The sequence below is a fragment of the Massilia aurea genome (assembly GCF_024753205.1).
Taxonomy (GTDB): Bacteria; Pseudomonadota; Gammaproteobacteria; order Burkholderiales; family Burkholderiaceae_D; genus Telluria; species Telluria aurea.
Genome location: NZ_JANUGZ010000003.1, coordinates 298,826 through 320,414, shown reverse-complemented (window position 1 = coordinate 320,414; position 21,589 = coordinate 298,826). Strand labels below are relative to the sequence as shown.

The window sequence follows — 21,589 nt, the reverse complement described above, 5'->3', positions numbered from 1 at the left end:
TGCTCTCATGAACGACCGCACTTCCGCCAATATCACTGGCCGCATTTCCACTGGCATCGCCGGCCTCGACGATATCCTGGGTGGCGGCTTGACACCCCAGCGCGTGTATCTCGTCGAAGGTTCGCCCGGCGCCGGCAAGACCACGCTCGGCCTGCAATTCCTGCTCGACGGCATGGCACGGGGTGAAGCCGGTCTGTATGTCACCCTGTCCGAAACCACCGACGAACTGATTGCGGTGGGTCAAAGCCATGGCTGGGACCTGACCCCGCTGTCGATCTACGAGCTGGCAGGGGAAGACGACCTTGACCTCGATGCGCAACAGTCCGTGTTCCATCCATCGGAAATCGAACTGGGCGAAACGACGCGCAAGGTCATGGACCGGGTCGACGAACTGCAGCCGGTGCGGGTGGTGTTCGACAGCCTGTCCGAAATGCGGTTGCTGGCCCAGAATCCGCTGCGCTACCGGCGCCAGATTCTTGCGCTCAAACAATTCTTCTCCGCGCGCGGCTGTACCGTGCTGCTGCTCGACGACAAAACCAACCAGTCCGACCAGCAGCTGCACAGCATTGCCCACGGCGTCATCAGCCTGGAGCAGATCGCTCGTGACTATGGCAAGGAACGGCGCCGGGTCAATATCCTCAAGATGCGTGGCATCCGCTTCCGTGGCGGCTACCATGACTATGCGCTCGACACGGGCGGCATCACGATGTACCCGCGCCTGGTTGCCGCCGAACACGTGCGCGATTTCGTGCCGCTGGTCGACTCGAGCGGTTCCGACGGCTTCGACGCGCTGCTGGGCGGCGGCCTGATTCGCGGCACCAACACGCTGATCGTGGGCCCGTCCGGCATTGGCAAGACCACACTGTCCACGCGCTGCCTGCTGGCGGCGCTCGAGCGTGGCGAAAAGGCGGCCTATTACCTGTTCGACGAAGGCCTGGGCACCTTCTTTGCCCGCAGCACGCAACTGGGGCTGGACTTGCGGCCCTACCTGGCCACCGGCCAGCTCGCGATGTGCCACTTCGATCCGGCCGAACTCTCGCCCGGCGAATTTGCCCAGCTGCTGCGCGACGCCGTCGAGCAGCAGGGCATGCGCTTCATGGTGATCGACAGCCTGAACGCCTATCTGCAGGCGATGCCGGGCGAACAGTTCCTGACGCTGCAGATGCACGAACTGCTGTCGTACCTGAACCAGCAGAGCGTGACGACGATGATGATCCTGGGCCAGCATGGCCTGATGGCCGAAGGCCGCACCGACGTCGACCTGAGCTACCTGAGCGACAGCACGGTGCTGATGCGCTTTTTCGAGACGAGCGGCAATGTGCGGCGCGCCATCAGCGTGATCAAGAGCCGCACGACGCAGCATGCCCAGACGATCCACGAGCTGCAGCTGGGCCACGGCGGCGTGCGTATCGGCGCGCCGCTCGTGGGCTTCGAGGGCGTGCTGACCGGCATCCCGAACTACCGCGGCGCCACGCCCATGATGGTTCCGGTTCCAGATGCCGGGCAATAGTCAGCCGCGCAGCGCGCGTGAGGAACGCATCCTGATTTTCGCGCCGCGCGGGCGCGACGCCGACGTCATGGCGTCGGTGCTGCAGCGCGATGGCCTCGAGTGCAAGGCCTTCCTGGACTTCGCCCAGCTCGGCGCGGCGATCGAAGAGGGCGCCGGCGCGGCCATCCTGGCCGAAGAAGCGCTGCAGAATATCGATCCCAGGGCCTTGCATGCCTGGCTCGAGGCGCAGGCGCCGTGGTCCGACTTTCCGTTCATCGTGTTGCTCGCCAAGACCGTCGGCCTGCAGCAGGGCGCGGCCCGCGAGCGCCTGGGCGACTACGGCAACGTGATCCTGCTCGAACGCCCGCTCAATGCGCAGACGCTGCGCAGCGCCAGCATCTCGGCCCTGCGTGCGCGCCGCCGCCAGTACCAGGCGCGCGACGTGCTGGCCGACCGCGAGCGCACGGCGCAGAGCCTGCACGACAGCCGGCAGGAACTCGTCGCCCTGAACGAAACGCTCGAATCGCGCATCGACGAGCGCACCCGCGCGCTGGCCCAGGCCAACGACCGCCTGATGAACGAGATCATCGAGCGCGAGCGCGTGCAGCAGGCGATGGCGCAGTACCAGAAGATGGAAGCGGTCGGACGCCTGACCGGCGGCATCGCGCATGACTTCAACAACCTGCTCAATGTGGTCCAGGGCAGCATGGACCTGATCCTGTTGATGTCGAAGGACGATGTGGCCAAGGGCCGCGCCGAGATCGCGCGCCGCGCCTGCCAGCGGGGCGGCAAGCTCACGAGCCAGTTGCTGGCGTTCGCGCGCAACCAGAGCCTCGACCTGCGCGAGACCCATATCGGCCTGCTGTTCGACGGCGTGCGCGAGCTCGTGGCCAGCTCGGTCGGCTCGGCCATCCGGCTGCGCTTTGCCGTCGACGACGACTGCGCGGCGGTGCTGGCCGACGGCAACCAGATGGAGATGGCGTTACTGAACCTGGCCATCAATGCGCGCGACGCGATGCCGACCGGCGGCGAGCTGGTGTTCGCAGCGGGTCTGTCGGCCCCGCCGGCGGGCTTGCTGGCCGAGGGCGACTACGTGCGCATCGCGGTGACCGACAGCGGCGAAGGCATGGCGCCCGAACTGGTGGCCAAGGTGTTCGAGCCGTTCTTCACGACCAAGGGCGTGAAGGGCACGGGACTGGGCCTGAGCCAGGTGTACGGCATGGCACAGCAATCGGGCGGCGCGGCGCGCATCCTCAGCGAACAGGGCGTGGGCACCACGGTGGAAATCTGGCTGCGCGCCGCCACCGGGCTGGATGAGGCCGAGCCGGCGCCGCTGGCGCAGATGCCGGTGGCAAGCGAGCCGGCGCGCATCCTGATCGTCGAGGACGACGACTTCGTGCGCGCCTCGATGGTGTCATCACTCGAAGCGCTTGGCCACCACGTGACGCAGGCGGCCGACGGCGAAGCGGGCCTGGCGGCGCTGCAACGGGCGCGTCCGGAGCTCCTGATCACCGATTACCTGATGCCCGGCATGACGGGCGCCGACCTGATGGTGCGTACTCGCGCGATGTTCCCGGGCCTGCCGATGATCATCGCCACCGGTTACGCCGACATGAAGGCGATCGAGCAGGTGATTGGCGACGATATCGTGCTGCGCAAACCGTTCCAGCTGGCCGAACTGGCAGTGAGCGTCGGCCAGGCCCTGGATCGCCAGCGCCAGCGCGACAGCGCCGCCATGGCCTGAGGCGTGTTCAGCGCGCTCTGCGCGTTTGACAGCGCCTATATAATCCGACAGACGCCACTTGCCAACGGACCACCGTGACAACCGCACCCGACCCATTCGATTACGAAGCCGCCATCGGCGCCTGCGCCCGCGGCGACCGGCACGCCCTGCGCCGGCTGTATGACCAGGAAAGTCCACGCCTCCTGGGCGTGGCGCTGCGCATCGTGCGCGACCGCCAGAGCGCCGAAGACGTCGTGCACGACGCCTTCGTGAGCATCTGGACCCGCGCCGGCACGTTTGATGCCACGCGCGGTTCGGGCCGCGGCTGGATGTACACGATCGTGCGCCACGCGGCGCTCGACGCCGTGCGCGATGGCGCCCGTGAAGTCGGCGTCGACGAAGACACGCTCGATGCGCTCGACGCCGACGCCTTCGATCCCAATATGCAGGATGCCTTCGAGCTGCGCCAGGACATGGGCCGGCTGCACGAGTGCCTGACCCAGCTCGATCCGGCCAAGCGCAACAGCATCCTGCATGCCTATGTGGACGGCTTCTCGCACAGTGAAATCGCCGAGCGGCTCAAGTCGCCGCTGGGCACGGTCAAGGCCTGGATCAAGCGCGGCATGAGCGCGCTGCGGGAGTGCATGGTATGAACGCAACACACGATTACGATGAGCTGGCCGGCCAATACGTGCTTGGCACACTGCCGCGCGCCAAGCGGCTCGAGGTCGACGCTGCACTGGTCGACAATGCGTCGCTGCGCGCCGCCGTCGCCTTCTGGGAAACGCGGCTGCTGCCCCTGACGACGCTGGTGGAGCCGAGCACGCCACCGGCATCGCTGTGGACGCGCATCGAGCGCAGCCTGGGACCCGTCACCAAACCGGCACAGACTGCGCGCACCGGCTGGTGGGAGCGCCTGGGCCTGTGGCGCGCCCTGGCCGCGGGCGGCTTTGCCGCCGCTGCCGCCATGGCGGTGGTGGTCGGCCTGCGTGTCAACGACCTGCAGCAGCCGCACTACATGGTCGTGCTGGCTGCGCCGCAGAACGCGGCGCCGGGCTGGGTGCTCAAGATGACAGGCGCGACGACGCTGCGCCTCGAACCGCTGGTAGCAACCGCCGTGCCGGCGCAGCGCGCGCTGCAGTTGTGGACCAAGGCCGACGACTGGTCCGGCCCCGTGTCGCTGGGCCTCGTCAAGCCGGGCGAGACCGTCGAGGTCAAGCTCGACAAGCTGCCGAAGATCGTGCCGAACCAGCTGTTCGAGATCACGCTGGAGCCGCAGGCCGGCTCGCCGATCGGCAAGCCGACCGGTCCGATCCTGTTCATCGGCCGCGCCGTCGTCATCTAAGACTAGCCGACACCAACGAAAAAGGGCGTTCCCGCATCAGCGGGAACGCCCTTTTTTCATGCTACGGTGAAATTAACGCAGCCAGATCGCGATGTCCTTCACGCCCGGCATGCCGCTGCCGATGCGCGATGCGGCCGGGTTGGCGGCGCCGCCGATCAGCGTGCCGGCGCCGGTGGTGATGTCGACGCGGTACAGCGACGTCGGGCCACCGGCGGTGGTGCGCAGGGCAGCCAGCACCAGGCCGTTCGCGCCGCCGGCGATGTCCATGCCGCCGTCGCCGGCGACCGTTACGCCCAGCGGGCCGACATTGACCAGCGTGCCGTCGTTTGGCGGGTTCTGCAGGGCCAGCACCGAGCTGGTGCTGTCGACGTCGAACAGTTGCGTCGCGGTCGCGTTCGGGACGCTGTTCGTGTAGGCGGCTGCTGCCACCATCGGGGCTGCACCGGCGCGGTTGATGGCGCCGTCGGTGGTCGTCGCGCCGGTGTCGACGTTGATGCGCAGGCTCTGGCCGCTGTTGCTGATCACGCGCAGGCGGTCGGCCACCGGGTTGAAGTCAACGGCAAACGCGGTGCCGGCAATCGCGGTATATGGAAGCGTGGTGTCGCTGCTGTCAGCGGCCAGCGTGGCTTTCACGGTTGCCACGCCGGTGGCTGGATCGATCGTGATCAGGCGTGCGGTCGAGGTCAGGCCGTACAGCATATTGTCACGTGGGCGCACGTCGATGCCCAGCACGAGTTCGCCCGGGGCCAGGCCACTGATGGTGACATTGGTGTCGAGCGTGTTCGGCGTGCCGACCTTGAAGCCGACCAGGCGGTTATCGTCGGTCAGGCCCAGCACGACCGGCGTCTGCGCCGCGCGCAGCGCGATGCCGCGGATGTCTTCGGTCACGCCCAGCGCGCCCACCAGCGTCGCCGGTGCGGTGGTGGCGGCCAGGTTCACGCCATACAGATTGCGTGCGCCGCCGACGGTGGCCACCATATAGCCCATGTTGGTGCGTGCATCGATGTCGAAGCCGTTGACGGCGCCGGCGACGATGCCCAGCGGGACCGGGTTGGCCAGCGTGCCGTTGTTTGGCGGGTTCTGGTTGTACAGCGTGTTGTTGACGGCATCGATGCCGAACAGCGTCGTCGAGCCGGTGCCGGCAAACGAGTTGGTATAGGCCGAGGCCGAAATCGCCGTGTTCGCTGCGCCGCCGTTGATGCTGCCGTCGGTGGTCGTCGCGCCGGTGTCGACGTTGATGCGCAGGCTCTGACCCGTGTTGCTGACGATGCGCAGGCGGTCGGCCATCGGGTTGAAGTCGACGCCGAAGTTGGTGCCGGCCAGCGCGGTGAATGCGTCGGTGGTGTCGGCAGCGTCAGCGGCCAGGCGCGATTTGTTGGTGGCGGCGCCGGTCACCGGGTCGAGCGTGTACAGGCGGCCGGTCGAACCGACGCCGTACAGCATGCCATCGACCGGGCGCATGTCGATGCCGACCAGGTTTTCGCCGCTCTGCAGGCCGGTGACCAGCACATTGGTGCGAATGGTCGCCGGGGCAGCGCGGTCGAACGAGATCAGACGGTTGCTGACAGTCAGGGCAACCACATCGCCAACAGTCGCGGACGCCGGCGGCGGGGTGGTCGGTACCGGGGCAACGTTATTGTCGTCGTCGTCGCTGCCGCAGGCAGTCAGCGCAAGGGCGATCGAAGAAACGAGGACGAGCTTGGCGAATTGTGGTTTTTTCATGATATGTCCTTATTAGTAGAATAGGTCGTCAAAATACACCGGGGTGCATGGCGGCCGGGCAGGCTGCCATGTCGACACTGGTACTACGCGCCAGATGCAGCATTGGATGCAGTCCGATGAAAATAAATTTTTCTTGCGTAGCCCAGCGGTCTCCAGAACCCCGCGTAGTTGTGAGAATGCACGCATTTTGATGGTAATGTCGCATGTTACTCTTGGGCAATTCTGGTTCGGCTGTCCTGCACCAGCAACCCCTGTTTCAACGGTGTCGTCATGCGTGTTTCCCTGAGTGAGGTCGTGTCCGTGGCCGCCTTTTCGCTGGTCGGGTCGGTCTCATGCCTCAAGGCCTGGTCGGTCTTGTCGGGTACCCCATTCACGCCGGGCTTCTACTTTGCCGGCGCGATCTTCAGCCTGCTGATCTGTTCGTTGTTTTTGCTGGCGTTCGCGTCGGTGCGGGCCTGGACCCGGGTGCGCTGAGGCAGCCCTGGTCGCCGGGCGGCCGCCAGGGTGAAGGAAGACGGCGCTAGACGACGCCGCGGTTCTGCAGGGCGGCGATCTCGGCGTCGCTCTTGCCCAGCACATCGCGCAGCACGTCCAGCGTGTGCTGGCCCAGCGTGGGCGGCGCCACGCTGCTGGTGGCCGGCGTGGCCGACATGCGGATCGGATTGCGCACCAGCGTGACTTCGCCGGCGCTCGGATGCGGCAGCGCGATCGCCATCGCGCGCGCCTGCACCTGTTCGTTGGCAAAGACCTCGCCGACGTTGTTGATCGGCCCGCACGGCACGCCGTGTTCTTCCAGCAGTGCGATCCAGTCGGCGCGCGTGCGTTCGCCAACCATCTCGGCCAGCAGCGGCACGAGCACATCGCGATGCTGCACCCTCAGCGGATTGGTGGCAAAGCGCGCATCCAACGCCAGCTCGGGCCGGCCGCCCGCTTCGACGAACTTCTGGTACTGGCCATCGTTGCCGGCGGCGACGATGATGTGGCCGTCCAGGCAGGCAAAGGTCTGGTACGGCACGATATTGGCGTGCGCATTGCCCCAGCGCTTGGGCGCTTTGCCGCTGTTGAGGTAATTGCTGCCGACATTGGCCAGCATCGCCACTTGCGTGTCGAGCAGCGCCATGTCGATGTGCTGGCCTTCACCGGTGCGGTCGCGGTGCGTCAGCGTGGCAAGCACGGCCACCGTCGCATACATGCCCGTCATCAGGTCGGTCAGTGCGACACCGGCCTTTTGCGGCCCGCCACCGGGCAGGTCATCGCGCTCGCCAGTCACCGACATCAGGCCGCCCATGCCCTGGATCAGGAAGTCGTAGCCGGCGCGGTGCGCGTACGGCCCGTCCTGGCCAAACCCCGTGATCGAGCAGTAGACCAGGTCGGGTTTGAGCGCCTTGAGGCTCGCGTAGTCGAGGCCATAGCGCGCCAGGTGCCCGACCTTGAAGTTCTCGAGCACCACGTCGCATGACAGCACCAGTTCGCGCAGTAACGCCTGGCCTTCGCTGCTGGCGATATCGACCGTCATCGAGCGCTTGCCACGGTTGGCGGTCAGGTAGTAGGCCGCTTCCTGCGTGTCGCGGCCCTCGGCGTCCTTCGCATACGGCGGGCCCCAGGCGCGCGTGTCGTCGCCGCTGCCGGGGCGCTCGATCTTGATCACATCGGCGCCCAGGTCGGCCAGGTTTTGTGCGCACCACGGGCCGGCCAGCACGCGCGACAGGTCGAGCACGCGAATGTGGCCGAGTGCCTTGGGCAGCGATGTGGAAGCGGAAGCGGAAGATGGCGTCATGGTTCAGGCAGGTGGGCAATCATGAAGCGCCGATTATAACGGGCCGGCCATGGGCTGCGGGGCCAGCTGGGCGGCCGCGGACAGTGCGCGTTCACGGTCGACGATGGCGTCGATCGTGCGCTCTTCCAGGCCCATCGCCCCGAGCACGAAGCTGGATAACTGCAGGCTCGCTTCCAGCGTTTCGGGCACCACGACCGAGGCGCCGGCCAGGCGCAGGTCGCGCGCGTGCTTCTCGTCGCGCGAGCGGGCAAACAACGCCACGTGCGGGAATTCGCGCCGGATGCCGTGCACGGCCTGCAGCGCCGCGAGCGGCTGGTCCATCGTCAGCACGATCGCAGGCGCCTCGTCGGCGTGCACGCGGCGCAGCAGCTCGGGCCGCGCCGCGTTGCCGAACCAGACCGGCCAGCCGTCGGCGCGCAGCTGCGCCACCAGCCGCGCATCGGTTTCGAATGCCACGAATGGAATCTTTTGCGCAGTAAGCAGCTTGCCCAGTTGCTGGCCGACGCGGCCGAAGCCGGCAATGATGACCTGACCGCGCACCGCACTCAGGGCGGCATGATCGTGCTGCGCTGCGAGCTGATCCCCGCGCGTTTCCAGCTGGTCGCCAATGGCCGTGCCCAGGCGCGCCAGCAGCGGCGTGATGAACAGCGACAGGCCGACCGCCAGCATCACGCGCGCGCCCAGCGCCGGATCGAGCACGCCGCTGGTGGCCGCATAGCCGATGACGATGAAGGCAAACTCGCCGCCCTGGCCCAGCAGCAGGCCACCTTCGACGGCGCGGCCCCACGGCAGGCCGCCAATCCGGAACAGCAGCGCCACGACGATGCCCTTGATCAGCACCAGCCCGAGAACAAAAGTGGCCAGCCACAGCGGGGCATCGAGGATCTGCCCGGTGTCGATGGTCATCCCGACCGTCATGAAGAACAGCCCCATGAGCAGACCCTTGAACGGCTCGACCATCAGCTCGACCTCGTGCTTGAATTCGGTCTCGGCCAGCAGCAGGCCGGCAATCAGGGCGCCCAGCGCCATCGACAGGCCGGCGGCGGCCGACAATGCCGCGATGCCGAAGGTCGCGAGCAGCACCAGCGCCATGAACACGTCGGGCTGGCGCTGGCGGGCAAAGGCGCGAAACAGCGGATGCACGACGCGCCCGCCAACCAGGTAGATGACGGCAATCGCGCCGGCGGCCTTGGCCAGCGTGATGGCGGCCAGCAGCAGCGCGTCGTTGCCGTCGCCGGCACCCTTGGCCAGCGCGCCGATCAGGATCAGGATCGGCACCACGGCCAGATCCTGCAGCATCAATACGGCGAAGGCGGCCTGGCCCAGGCGCGTGCCGGTGCTGTGCTGCTGGTTCATCAGTTGCATGACAACGGCGGTGGACGAGAGCGAGAGTACGAGGCCGAGGATGACAGCGGCCTGACCCGGCAAGCCATACAGATACAGGGCCGCGCCGATCAGCGTGGCGCTGGCCGCGACCTGCGCGGTGCCGGCGCCGAACACCCAGCGCCGCATCGACCACAGGCGCGCGGCCGACAGCTCGAGTCCAATCATGAACATCAGGAACAGCACGCCGATTTCAGCGAGCATCGAGATGCCGGGGCCAGCGGGGAAGGTGAGGAACGACAGCCACGGCGTGTGCAGGGCCAGCGCGCCCAGGCCGAAGGGGCCGAGCAGGGCGCCGACGGCGAGAAAGCCGAGCACCTGGTTGATGCGCAGGCGCTGCAGGGTAGGGATGAGGATGCCGGCCAGGATCAGGAACAGCAGGATTTCACGCAGGAAGGGGAAAGCGTGGTGGTCGTTCACGGTAGTACCTGTTCGTGGAGGGTTGGCGCGAGCGCCAACCCTACCACACGGACCGGTCAGGTCCCCGAGTGGATGGCCTCATCCAGTTCGGCCTGGCGCTCGCCACCCGCCACGTCCTGGCGCCGTTCGGCTTCTGCCTCCAGCTCGCGCCGTTCGTCACGGTCGGCATTGCGCAGGTCGATGTAGCGGCGCAGTGCATCGTCGAGCGTCGGCAGCAGCGCGCCCCGTTCGCTGGCGAGCGCGCAATAGCGCGGGCGCGGCGCCGTGAAGCCGAATTCCTCGGCCGGTTTTGATTCCAGACTGCCTGCATCGATGCCGGCCAGTTCGGCCGCGCGGCGCGCCAGCTCGGCCCAGGTCAGCTCGCCCTGGTTGGCCAGGTGCCAGATGCCCGCTTCGCCATCGACCGCGAGGTCCAGGCACGCATGCACCAGGTCGGGCACGAAGGTCGGCGACACGGTCAGGTCGCCGGCCGCGACGAACGGGTCACCCCGTTCCAGCGCAGCAAGCGCCTGGGTGACGAAGTTGTGCTCGTCCCACGGTCCGAAGAAGGCGCTCGTGCGCACGACCAGCGCGCCCGGGTGATTCAGCAGGACCACGCGCTCGGCCTCGGCCTTGCTGCGCCCGTACACGCCCAGCGGCGCGACCGGATCGGATTCGACATACGGCCGCTCATTGCTGCCATCGAACACGAGGTCGCTTGAGAACGTCGTCAGGTGGATGCCATGCTGCGCGCAGGCGGCGGCCAGCGTCGCCGCGCCCACGGTGTTTTCGCGCATGCAGTGCTCGAGTTCGTTTTCGGCGTCGTCCACGCGCACGTAGCCACAGGTATTGATCACGGCCCATGGCTTGTAGCGGGCCAGTGCGCGCTCGACCGATTCCTGATCGGCGATGTCCATGTCCTGGCGCGACAGCAGGCGGTGCGCCAGGTTGCGCTTTTCGCAGATGCGGGCAAAGGCGCGGCCCAGCGTGCCGGTGGCGCCCAGGATCAGGATCGGCGGGGCGCTCGTGTCGACCACGCGGTGCCCGTCGGTGGCGGTGGACGTGACCGTGTCTGGCGTGGCAATGGGTTGGCAGACGAAGCGGCCCGGGCGGCGCCACCAGCCCTGCGCGCGCAGCACCGGGTGCGACAGCGGCTCGCCGGCAGCCAGTTCATTCATCATCGTGGCCAGCGCGGTGCGGCGCGGCAGCGGCGAGCGCACGTCGAGCGGGCCCGGTTCGTAATAGCCGTTCTCTGCGGTAACGAGACAGTTCCAGTCGAATGACCCGAGCAGCGCCCAGACGGTCACGGCGCGCACGTCGACGCCGTTGGCGCGCGACCCCTGCGCGGCTTCCCAGATTTCAAGCAGCCAGCGCAGCTGGTCTTCGCGGTTGGCGTCGATGTGCGCTTCGGTGATCGCCAGCGGGATGCCGTAGCGTTCCCAGATCTCCTGCAGCAGCGGGGCGATGCCGGGTGTGGGCGTGGCCAGCACGCGCGAGGCTTCGACGTCGGCGCACGGGAGGTCGTCGGCCATGCCGCGGTGATGCGCCGGATAGCGCTCCGGGCGATGGTCGAGCCAGCGCTCGCTCGTGACGTAGTAATTGCAGCCGATGATGTCGGGCGGGCACGGGTTGTCGCGGAACCAGAGGATCTCGGCGGCATCGGCGCCATTGCGCAGCAGGTAGTTCCACAACGGGTGGTCGGGCACGACCATCCCGCACAGCAGGTCCCAGCCGAGCCAGCGGCGCTCGTTGTAGAACTCGGCGACGTCGCTCAGTTCGGGCGTGCTGTAGGTCTTGCCGAGATCGTCGGTCTGGATCAGCTTGGCAGCCGGATTGACGGCGCGGATCGCGCGCATCGACAGCACGGTGGCACGGCACTGATTCAGCAGCGCCTGGATGAACGTGCGGTCGTCGCGCCCGTGCGGATACCAGACGCCGTACAGGCCGGCAAAGCGCGCCGTCGTGCAGATCTCGTTGACGGGGGTGTAGTACTCGAGCCAGGGATAGCGCGCGGCGACGGCGCCGGCGTAGTCGGCCAGTGCCTCTGCAAAACCGGGGTCGACCAGGCTCGTGTGGCGCGGCCCGCTGCCGTGGTGGACCAGTCCGGCGATCGGCGTGACGCCGGCGGCGCGCAGCGCGTTCAGGCGTTCGTCGGGCCAGTGCCAGTTGGCGTGCTCGAGGCCATCCGGCGCCGTGCGTTCCCACAGGATCGGATAACGGATAGCGCGAATGCCCAGGCCGGCGAAGCGCTCGATGTCGCACGGCCGGTCGGTGTGGCCGTTGCGGTCGAGCTGGCTGAAATAGGCGTCCTGCACGCGGTTGACGGTGCATTCGAGGCCGCCCCACAGTTCGAGGGGGTGGTCCTGGTGGTCTTGGTGATTCTGGCTGTTCGTGCTCTTGTTCATGGCGTTGGTTCCTTAATATTATTGCAACTAGCTGGTCGACCTGAAGTGCTCTGACTGATCTATGCTGTGTTGGGAGAGCCCTGCTGCCGAGTCACGGACCGGGTGGCGGTTGACAGCGCGGCGGCAACCTGCAACCATGCGGTCCATGATCTTTCCGAAAGCACATCCAATTCTTCTTTCCTGGTGGCGCCGCTGACAGCGCGCGGCCACGGGAAATGATGTGCATTTCATAGCCGCCTCGATTCAGGCGGCGTTCATTGTTGATACGCAGCGATCGGGGCATAGAACCAGGAACCTCGATGACACTGCCTACTTCAAATACTTCTACCGATACTGCCACCGCTGCCGTAGCAACGCCGGCTGCCAACTCGATCATCCTCACCGGTGACCGGCCGACGGGCCCGCTGCACCTGGGCCACTTCGTTGGCAGCCTACGCGATCGCGTGGCTTACCAGCATCAATACCGTCAGTTCGTCATGCTCGCCGACTCGCAGGCCATGACCGACAATATGGATGACTTGGGTAAGGTACACCGGAATGTGGTCGAAGTGGCGCTCGATTACCTTGCTGTCGGGATCGATCCGGCCAAGACGACCGTGTTCATCCAGTCGCAAATCCCCGAGCTGACCGAGCTGACGTTCTATTACCTGAACCTCGTGACCGTCGCGCGCCTCGAGCGCAACCCGACCGTCAAGGCCGAAATCGTCCTGCGTGGCTTCGAGCGCGACATCCCGGCGGGCTTTTTGACCTACCCGGCCAGTCAGGCTGCCGACATCACCGCATTCAAGGCGAACATGGTGCCGGTGGGTGAAGACCAGATTCCGATGATCGAGCAGTGCAACGAGATCGTGCGCAAGTTCAACCGCATCGTCGGGCGCGACATCCTGGTCGAAGCCAAGGCCTTTGTGCCCGAAGTGGGGCGTCTGCCGGGCATCGATGGCAAGGCCAAGATGAGCAAGTCGCTGGGCAACACGATCAACCTGGGCGCCAGCCCTGACGAGATCCGCGCCGCCGTCAGGAACGTCTACACCGACCCGCTGCACCTGAAGGTTTCCGATCCGGGCCACATCGAAGGCAACGTCGCCTTCACCTACCTGGACGCGTTCGATACCGACAAGGATGGCCTGGCCGAGATGAAGGCGCATTACCAGCGCGGCGGCCTGGGCGACAGCATCGTCAAGAAGCGCCTCGAAGGCATCCTGCAAGACATGCTGGCGCCGATCCGCACGCGCCGTGAAGAGTTCGCGAAAGACCCGGCTTACGTCATGCAGATGCTGAAGGAAGGCACGATGAAGGCGCGTGAAGTCGCGGCGGCGACGACCGACGAGGTCAAGAAGGCGCTGGGGCTGTCGTACTTCTGATCTTGCGTCTGACCGGTATCGCGCGGCGATGCCGGTGGTAGCGCAGCGCAAGGCTATCGTAACTGTGAGTAGTAGAAAGCCCCCGGGGATGGCAAGCTGCGTGCTTGTCCATCAACCGGGAGTGCATCATGAGCAAAGGCTTGCGCCTGACTGAAAAATGGATGCAGCGCGCCCTGTGGCTCGTTGCGTTCGTGTTTGCCGGCTTTTTGATCGGGCTTGGCAGCCTGATCGTGCAGAACGTGCGCGATGTTGAAGAGCCACTGACGCTCGAGCAGTTCATGGACCCGGCCCAATTGGCCAGCGTGCAAGCCGAGCGGGAAGCAGCGCACAAAGCGCAGGAACAGGCGCAGTCGCGCCTGGAGCAGGCGACCCAGAAGCACACGGTGGCCAGCGCGAATACTGCCTCGGCACGCGAGACGTTCGGCAACTGGCTGGCGACGCGGCAGGTAACGGCGCGGCCCGAGCAGGATCCGGAATTAATCAAGCGTACCGAAGCACTCGATGCGCTCGCAAGCGCCGAGCGCACGGCGCTTGCAGCAGTCGAGGCTGAACAGCAGACGCTGCTCGATGCAACCCAGGCCGGGGAGCGCGCCGGCAACCGTTGGCGTGCGCTGGAAGAGCCTGCCGAGACGGCGTTGTTTGAAGCGCAGACTGCGCGCGATCTTCGCGTGTTTGGCTATCGGCTCGCGCTGACCCTGCCGCTGTTGCTGGTGGCCGGCTGGCTGTTCAAGCACAAGCGCAAGACGCCCGACTGGCCGTTCGCCTGGGGCTTCATCCTGTTTGCGCTATTCACGTTCTTTTTCGAGCTGGTGCCGTATCTGCCGAGCTATGGCGGGTACGTGCGCTACATCGTCGGCATCATCCTGACGGTCGTTGCGGGGCGCTATGCGATCCGGTGGTTGCAGGGATACCTGGCGCGCCAGAAACTGGCCGAAGCCTTGCCCGATGCCGAGCGGCGCCAGGGGATGCGCTATGACGTGGCCCAGACCCGGCTGGCGAAAAGCCTGTGTCCCGGGTGCGAGCGGGCGGTCGACCTGAAGGATGGCAAGAACGATTTCTGTCCGCACTGTGGCATCGGCCTGTTCAACCGCTGCACTGCCTGCACAACGCGCAAGAATGCGTTTGCGCGCTTCTGCTTCGCGTGCGGCGCGGCGGCCAACACGACACTGGAAGACTGAATGAAAAAACCGCAGCCGGCGGGGCCGGTTGCGGTTTAGTGGAGTGCGCGCTACGGGGTATCAGTCACGCAGGTCAGCTGGCACCTTGCCGCCATTGGCCGCCAGCTTGTTCATGACCTGGCGGTGCAGCCAGATGTTCATCTTGGCCGAATCGTTCATGTCGCCCGTGTAGCTCAGCTCAGCGGCGAGTTCCTTGCGCGACTGCAGGCTGCTGTCCAGACCGAGCAGCTTGAGCAGGTCGACGATCGACGAACGCCAGTTCAGTTGCTGACCCGACGAGGCGAGCATGCCGTTCAGGACTTGCTCGACGTCGACTGGCTGGGCTGGCGCTGCTGCTGGCGCTGGCGCTGCTGCTGGTGCGGCGGCCGTTGGTGCTGCCGGTGCTGCGGTCGGGGCAGCAGGTGCAGCCGTTGGCGTTGCCGCCGGTGCTGCGTCTTTTTTGCCTGGGAAAATTTTATGGAAGATGTTGCTCAGGATACCCACGGGACCCTCCTTTTCTGGTGATTGATTACGGATATTGTTTGCCATGTAGCCCAGTGCGACGGCCAGGGCGGCGCCCCCGGCTGCCTTGATCAGCGTCGGATGCTCGGCGTAGAAGTCGCTCATGCGATCGACGATGCCGGGATTCTGCTGTTGTGCTTTTTCAGCCAGTTCCTGTATTTGCTCTGGCGAGACCTGCGCTGCCTGTTCAGGCGTGACCTGCGTTGGCACATTGTTGCCGAAGATCTTGCTCAGTGCGCCACCGGCGACCGATGACAGCACGCCGCCGCCTGCGCCGCCCAGCAAGCTGTTCAGCATGCCGGCGCGCTGGTTCTGGTCGCTCTGGCCAAACAGCTGGCTGACCATTTGCGGGAACGGTGGGGTCTGGTCGGAGCGCAGTGCGCTCGCGATGCCTTGCGCGACGCTGGCCCGGGGCGCGTTCTGCGCTACCTGGTCGAAGTCGGCGGCAGCATTGCCGTTGGTGCTGGCGGCGCCTGCGCCACCAAGATATTGCTGCAACAAATTACCTAAATCAAAAGCCATGTGTTCTCCTGCTGGGTGATTGCCGGGATGGATGACCAGCGTAGGCGTTTTGATATGTACCGCTCTGTACGATGACGAACCCACGGTGCATCGATCATCAACGATCTGCGCTCTGTGATCTGCGTTCTGCGCTCTGCGCTCTGTGATCGTTACGTGGGTGTTACGCAGGAAAGGGTAGCGCTGCATCTATTTGCCAAGTGGACACGACAGTGCCGCGACCGGTAAGCTGTCGGCATGCCCTACGTCCCGCTCGCCGTGTTCCTCCTCCTGTACCTGTTTGCCAGCCTGGCCTGGAACATGTCCCAGGTCGTCGGCGCCGCCTATCTCGTCACCAGCCTGACCTGTTTCGTGGCCTACGCGATGGACAAGTCGGCTGCGCGCGCCAGCACCTGGCGCACGCCGGAAGCCACGCTCCTGCTGCTGGGTCTGATCGGTGGCTGGCCCGGCGCCGTGCTGGCGCAACAGTGGCTGCGCCACAAGACCAGCAAGCAATCGTTCCAATGGAAGTTTCAGGCAACGGTGGCGCTGAACCTGGCCGTATTCGCATTCCTTGCCTACCGTTTCGGTCAACCGAACGCCGCATGATGAAAAACGATCCCGTGTGGCCGTGGCCCCGCATCCTCGCGCACCGTGGCGGCGGCACGCTCGCGCCCGAAAACACGGTGGCCGGCTTGCGCTGCGGCATGGCGGCGGGCTTTCGCGCGATCGAGTTCGACGTCATGCTGGCACGCGACGGCGTCGCGGTGGTGCTGCACGACCCCGGCCTGGGCCGCACGGTCCGGGGCAGCGGCAGCGTGTTCGAGCACGATGCGCTGGATCTGGCCGCGATGGATGCCGGCAGCTGGTTCGGCCCGGCGTTCGCGGGCGAGCCGGTGCCACTGTTCGACGCCTTTGCGCGCCTGTGCATGGCCCACGGCATCTGGATGAATATCGAGATCAAGCCGGCGCCCGGCTACGAACCGGAGACGGGCTGCGTCGTGGCGCAGATGGCAGCCGCGCTGTTCGCTGACGCGCTCGCGTCCGGCGACCCGGCCGCGTTGCCGTTATTGTCGTCATTCAGCGACGTCGCACTGGCCGCGGCCCAGGCGGCGGCCCCGACCCTGCCGCGCGCCTGTCTCATCAGCGCGCTCGGCGCCGATTGGCAGGCGCGGGCGCAGGCGCTCGGCGCGCGCGCCATCCATACCAACCACTTGCACCTGAGCCGGCAGCAGGCACGCGCCGTCAAGGACGCCGGCTACGGCCTGTTCTGCTACACCGTCAACGATGCCGGCCGCGCGCGCGAACTGCTGGCGTGGGGTGTGGACGCTTTCTGCACCGACCGCATCGACCTGATCACGCCCGATTTCGCCTGATAACAAGGCCAGGCACTATATTTACACTGCGACCTCAAGTAACAGGGGAGGGGTGACGTTAAGAAGGAACGATCACCCTGACGGTGTTGCCACCATGGCGCTTTCCATTTCGACGAATACCCTGTCGCTCAGTACGCAGCGGAGCATGCGCACGCATGACACCGGGCAGGCAAAGCTCGTCGAGCGCCTGAGCTCCGGCATGCGCATCAACCGCGCATCCGACGATGCGGCCGGGCAGGCAATCACGTCGCGACTGACGTCGAACCTGCGCGGCACCAGCCAGGCGCTGCGCAGCCTGAGCGACGCGACGTCGATGCTGCAGGTGGCCGACGGCGCCATGGCCAGCGTCACCGATACCTTGCAACGCCTGCGCGAGATGGCGGTGGCCGCCGGCAACGGCAGCTACACGGATGGTGATCGCGGGGCGCTGCAGAAAGAGACGCAGGCGCTGCTGCAACACATCACGCAAGTGGGTACCGACACCAGCTTCAACGGGGAAGCGGTGTTTTCGCAGGACACTGTCAGCATCGGCGGCGACGAACGGCGGCGCGCCGTGCTCGATGGCCTGCAGTCCGGCTGGCTCAGTTCGGCCGAAGACCTGATCAAGCAGCATTACGGACTCATGGGCGATGGCGCCAGACTGACTGTCAACCTCGACACCACGGATGGTGGCTATAACGTGCTCGCCTCGGTGTCCGGCACGTCGTCCGGCGGCAAGCTGAACAATCTGCACCTGAATATCGACATGGCCGACTTCGGCACCGCGCCCACCCCCGACGGTGGCAGCGCGCCGCTCTACAGTGACCGTATTGTCGCCCACGAAATGGTGCACGCCGTGATGGGCCGCACGATGAACATGGGCGCACTGCCGCAGTGGTTCGTCGAAGGCACGGCTGAACTGATCAACGGCGCCGACGAACGGCTGGCTGGCGCCGGCAGCATCGCGGGCGTCGTCGCCACGGTTGCTGGCGGCGGATTTACGTACGAAGGCGGGTATGCCGCCAGCCGCTACCTGCACGACCGCATGAAGGGCCTGGGCGTGGAGGGTGGCATCAAGGGCATCATGCAATACCTGAACAACAACCAGTCCGCCAACCTCGACGCGGCGCTCAATGCCGTGTCGAACGGCGTGTACACCAGCAACGCCGCGTTCCTGGCTGACTTCGGCGCCAATGGCGAACAATTTATCAATACAAAAATGAATCTGACCAATGCCGATACGGGCGCGATCGGGGGCCTGGATGCCGATGGCGGCCCCGCGCGCGATGCCCGCGCAGTCGTGCCCGCCAGCGGGACGAGCAATGCCGCGGACGGCCTGGCCGGTTTCAATGTCGTCTACCCGGACGAAGGCGGCGCCAGCGGCGTGAGGCGCGTGCAGGTGCAGGCCGGCGACAGTGCCGGCGACCTGATCGACCTGCAATTCTCGTCGATGAATGCGCGCGCCCTGGGCCTGGCCAATCTCGACATGACACGATCAAACGTGGCGCTGCTGACCATCGACCGGGCGCTGGAGTTTGTTAACGAGCAGCGCGTACGCACCGGCGCTTCGAGCAACCGGCTGGACCTGGCCGCCGGCGCCCTTGAGACGAGTTCGCAGAACATGCAGGCGGCCCGCTCGCGCATCCAGGATACCGATTACGCCAGTGACACAGCGCGGCTGACCCGCACGCAGATCCTGCAACAGGCGGCGTCGGCGATGCTGGCGCAGGCCAATGGGCAACCACGCTCCATCCTGAGCCTGCTGCGCTGAGAATGGATCGGGGAGCTAGGCTATAATCGCTCCTTTATAGGCACGCTGCCTCACTCCGCCCAACGATCAGACATGAAATCCTCCGACATCCGCGAAAAGTTCCTCAAGTTCTTTGAATCCAAAGGCCATTCCATCGTGCGTTCCAGCCCGCTGGTGCCGGGCAACGATCCGACCATGTTGCTGACCAACAGTGGCATGGTGCAGTTCAAGGATGTCTTCCTGGGCCTGGATTCGCGCCCGTACTCGCGCGCGACGTCCGTGCAGCGCTGCGTGCGCGCCGGCGGCAAGCACAACGACCTGGAAAACGTCGGCTACACGGCGCGTCACCACACGTTCTTCGAGATGCTGGGCAACTTCAGCTTCGGCGATTATTTCAAGCGCGATGCGATCCAGCTGGCCTGGGAGCTGTTGACCAAGGTCTACCTGCTGCCAGCCGAAAAGCTGACCATCACCGTGTACTTCGAGGATGACGAAGCGTACGACATCTGGGCCAACGAGATCGGCGTGCCGAAAGAGCGCATCATCCGCATCGGCGACAACAAGGGCGCGCGCTACGCATCCGACAATTTCTGGCAGATGGCCGATACCGGCCCATGCGGTCCGTGCACCGAGATCTTCTACGACCACGGCGCCGACATCTGGGGCGGCCCACCGGGCTCGGCCGAAGAAGACGGCGACCGCTTCATCGAAATCTGGAACCTCGTGTTCATGCAGTTCTACCGCGACGAATCCGGCTCGCTGACCCCGCTGCCGAAGCCGTCGATCGACACCGGCATGGGCATGGAGCGCCTGGCCGCCGTGTTGCAGAACGTGCACAGCAACTACGAAATCGACCTGTTCCAGAACCTGATCAAGGCCGCTGCCCGCGAAACCGCGGCACCTGACCTCGACAACAATTCGCTGAAGGTCATCGCCGACCACATCCGCGCTGCATCGTTCATGATCGTCGACGGCATCATCCCGAGCAGCGAAGGGCACGGCTACGTGCTGCGCCGCATCGTGCGCCGCGCGCTGCGTCATGGCCACAAGCTGGGCCAGACCAAGCCATTCTTCTACAAGCTGGTGGCTGACCTCGACATCGAGATGGGCGAAGCCTATCCCGAACTGCGCACGGCCAAGGACCGCGTGGCGCAAGTGCTCAAGGCCGAAGAAGAACGCTTCGGCGAGACGCTGGAAAACGGCATGAAGATCCTCGAAGCCCAGCTGGCCAAGGATCCGAAGAACCTCGACGGCGGCACCGCCTTCACGCTGTACGACACCTACGGCTTCCCGCTGGATCTGACTGCCGACATCTGCCGCGAACGTGGCATCACGCTCGACGAAGCGGGCTTTACCGCCGCGATGGAGCAGCAAAAGAAGACGGCGCGCGCCGCTGGCAAGTTCAAGATGGCCGCCAACGTCGAGTACGCGGGCGAAAAAACCAAGTTCGTCGGCTACGATTCGCTGGCCCACAACACGCACGTGCTGGCGCTGTATGCCGACGGCGTGAAGGTCGAGCAACTGACCGCTGGCCAGGCTGGCATCGTCGTGCTCGACACGACGCCGTTCTACGCTGAGTCGGGCGGCCAGGTGGGCGACCAGGGCGTGATTGGCGACGGCGCCATCCGCTTCGAAGTCGAAGACACGCTCAAGATCCAGGCCGACGTCTTCGGTCACCACGGCGTGTTGCGCGAAGGCACGCTGAAGGTCGGCGCAACGGTCGACGCACAGGTCGACACGGCCAAGCGCGCGCGCACCATCCGCAACCACTCGGCAACGCACCTGATGCACAAGGCGCTGCGCGAAGTGCTGGGCACGCACGTGGCACAAAAAGGTTCGCTGGTCGATCCTGACAAGACGCGCTTTGACTTCAGCCACCCGCAGGCGCTGACGCTGGACGAGATCACGCAGGTCGAGACCATCGTCAACCGCGAGATCCTCGAAAACCACGCGACGCAATCGCACAATATGTCGTTTGACGATGCGGTCAAGCACGGCGCCATGGCGCTGTTTGGCGAAAAATACGGCGACACCGTGCGCGTGCTCGACATCGGTACCTCGAAAGAGCTGTGTGGTGGCGTCCACGTGACCCGCACCGGCGACATCGGCCTGTTCAAGATCGTGTCGGAAGGCGGCGTCGCTGCCGGCATCCGCCGCATCGAAGCCGTCACGGGCGAAGGCGCACTGGCCCTGGTGCAATCGATCAACCGCAAGCTGATCGAAGCGGCCGGCGCGCTGAAGACCAATCCTGACGAACTGACGGGCCGCATTGGCCAGGTGCAGGACCAGGTGAAGCTGCTCGAAAAAGAAGTCGCTGCACTGAAGTCGAAGCTGGCCTCGGGGCAGGGCGACGAGCTGATCGCGCAAGCCATCGACGTCAACGGCATCAAGGTGCTGGCAGCCACGATGGAAGGCGCCGACGTGGCGACGCTGCGCGAAGCCATGGACAAGCTCAAGGACAAGCTGGGCACGGCCGCGATCGTGCTGGCAAGCGTCCTCGAAGGCAAGGTCAGCCTGATCGCAGGCGTGACCAAGGATGCCACCGGCAAGGTCAAGGCCGGCGAGCTGGTCAACTTTGTGGCCCAGCAGGTGGGCGGCAAGGGCGGCGGGCGTCCGGACATGGCGCAGGCCGGCGGTACCGACCCATCGGGCTTGCCGGCAGCGCTGGCCGGCGTGGCGGGCTGGGTGGGCGAGCGCGCGTAA

General features: G+C 65.8%; 16 protein-coding genes. 11 read left to right on the top strand and 5 right to left on the bottom strand.

The annotated features are described in order from the left end of the window. Positions 1–7: 7 nt before the first annotated feature. The 4 genes from NX775_RS12085 to NX775_RS12070 all read left to right on the top strand — a co-directional run bounded on the left by NX775_RS12085 (position 8) and on the right by NX775_RS12070 (position 4,557). Complete coding sequence (locus NX775_RS12085) at positions 8–1,510, top strand: ATPase domain-containing protein (RefSeq protein ID WP_258836237.1); 1,503 nt, start codon at positions 8–10, stop codon at positions 1,508–1,510. Then, positions 1,497–3,233 (top strand): response regulator, encoded by a 1,737-nt coding sequence (locus NX775_RS12080; RefSeq protein ID WP_258836236.1) that lies wholly within the window; start codon positions 1,497–1,499, stop codon positions 3,231–3,233. Before NX775_RS12085 ends, NX775_RS12080 begins: the two co-directional genes overlap by 14 nt. A gap of 74 nt (positions 3,234–3,307) precedes the next feature. After that, complete coding sequence (locus NX775_RS12075) at positions 3,308–3,865, top strand: sigma-70 family RNA polymerase sigma factor (RefSeq protein WP_258836235.1); 558 nt, start codon at positions 3,308–3,310, stop codon at positions 3,863–3,865. After that, positions 3,862–4,557, top strand: coding sequence for an anti-sigma factor (locus tag NX775_RS12070; RefSeq protein WP_258836234.1), 696 nt, complete (start codon positions 3,862–3,864; stop codon positions 4,555–4,557). The genes NX775_RS12075 and NX775_RS12070 overlap by 4 nt, the downstream gene beginning before the upstream one ends. 72 nt (positions 4,558–4,629) lie before the next feature. Here NX775_RS12070 and NX775_RS12065 read toward each other — a convergent pair whose 3' ends face one another. Continuing rightward, entirely contained in the window at positions 4,630–6,279 is a 1,650-nt protein-coding gene (locus tag NX775_RS12065) for a DUF4394 domain-containing protein (protein WP_258836233.1), read from the bottom strand. A 270-nt stretch (positions 6,280–6,549) separates the two neighbouring features. Here NX775_RS12065 and NX775_RS12060 point away from each other — a divergent pair, with 270 nt between their 5' ends. Beyond that, positions 6,550–6,753 (top strand): hypothetical protein, encoded by a 204-nt coding sequence (locus tag NX775_RS12060; protein WP_258836232.1) that lies wholly within the window; start codon positions 6,550–6,552, stop codon positions 6,751–6,753. A 46-nt stretch (positions 6,754–6,799) separates the two neighbouring features. Here the strand turns inward: NX775_RS12060 and NX775_RS12055 are convergent, their stop codons facing one another. From NX775_RS12055 to NX775_RS12045, 3 genes are read right to left on the bottom strand one after another with little or no spacing between them, the layout of a single operon-like run. Further along, positions 6,800–8,056 (bottom strand): CaiB/BaiF CoA transferase family protein, encoded by a 1,257-nt coding sequence (locus tag NX775_RS12055; protein WP_258836231.1) that lies wholly within the window; start codon positions 8,054–8,056, stop codon positions 6,800–6,802. 33 nt (positions 8,057–8,089) lie between these two features. After that, complete coding sequence (locus NX775_RS12050; protein ID WP_258836230.1) at positions 8,090–9,859, bottom strand: cation:proton antiporter domain-containing protein; 1,770 nt, start codon at positions 9,857–9,859, stop codon at positions 8,090–8,092. 56 nt (positions 9,860–9,915) lie between these two features. Continuing rightward, positions 9,916–12,243 carry a family 1 glycosylhydrolase gene (locus tag NX775_RS12045; RefSeq protein WP_258836229.1) on the bottom strand — a complete coding sequence of 776 codons (2,328 nt, stop codon included), beginning with the start codon at positions 12,241–12,243 and terminating at the stop codon, positions 9,916–9,918. A gap of 299 nt (positions 12,244–12,542) precedes the next feature. Between NX775_RS12045 and trpS the strand changes: the two genes are divergently transcribed. After that, positions 12,543–13,604 (top strand): tryptophan--tRNA ligase, encoded by a 1,062-nt coding sequence (gene trpS, locus NX775_RS12040; protein ID WP_258836228.1) that lies wholly within the window; start codon positions 12,543–12,545, stop codon positions 13,602–13,604. A gap of 128 nt (positions 13,605–13,732) precedes the next feature. Continuing rightward, the gene (locus tag NX775_RS12035; RefSeq protein WP_258836227.1) at positions 13,733–14,782 is read left to right on the top strand and encodes a serine endopeptidase; all 1,050 of its coding nucleotides are present in this window, start codon (positions 13,733–13,735) and stop codon (positions 14,780–14,782) included. Between the two features lie 60 nt (positions 14,783–14,842). On the opposite strand, the gene NX775_RS12030 is transcribed toward NX775_RS12035, so the two are convergent. Next, positions 14,843–15,265: a DUF3597 domain-containing protein gene (locus NX775_RS12030; RefSeq protein ID WP_258836748.1), complete on the bottom strand. Its 423-nt coding sequence runs from the start codon at positions 15,263–15,265 to the stop codon at positions 14,843–14,845. Between the two features lie 774 nt (positions 15,266–16,039). Here NX775_RS12030 and NX775_RS12025 point away from each other — a divergent pair. From NX775_RS12025 to alaS, 4 genes are all read left to right on the top strand, one after another. Continuing rightward, entirely contained in the window at positions 16,040–16,390 is a 351-nt protein-coding gene (locus NX775_RS12025; RefSeq protein WP_258836226.1) for a DUF1294 domain-containing protein, read from the top strand. A gap of 14 nt (positions 16,391–16,404) precedes the next feature. Beyond that, on the top strand, positions 16,405–17,157 hold the full coding sequence (gene ugpQ, locus NX775_RS12020) for a glycerophosphodiester phosphodiesterase (RefSeq protein WP_258836747.1): 753 nt from the start codon (positions 16,405–16,407) through the stop codon (positions 17,155–17,157). A 94-nt stretch (positions 17,158–17,251) separates the two neighbouring features. Continuing rightward, on the top strand, positions 17,252–18,907 hold the full coding sequence (locus NX775_RS12015; protein ID WP_258836225.1) for a flagellinolysin: 1,656 nt from the start codon (positions 17,252–17,254) through the stop codon (positions 18,905–18,907). A 72-nt stretch (positions 18,908–18,979) separates the two neighbouring features. After that, the gene (gene alaS, locus NX775_RS12010) at positions 18,980–21,589 is read left to right on the top strand and encodes an alanine--tRNA ligase (protein WP_258836224.1); all 2,610 of its coding nucleotides are present in this window, start codon (positions 18,980–18,982) and stop codon (positions 21,587–21,589) included.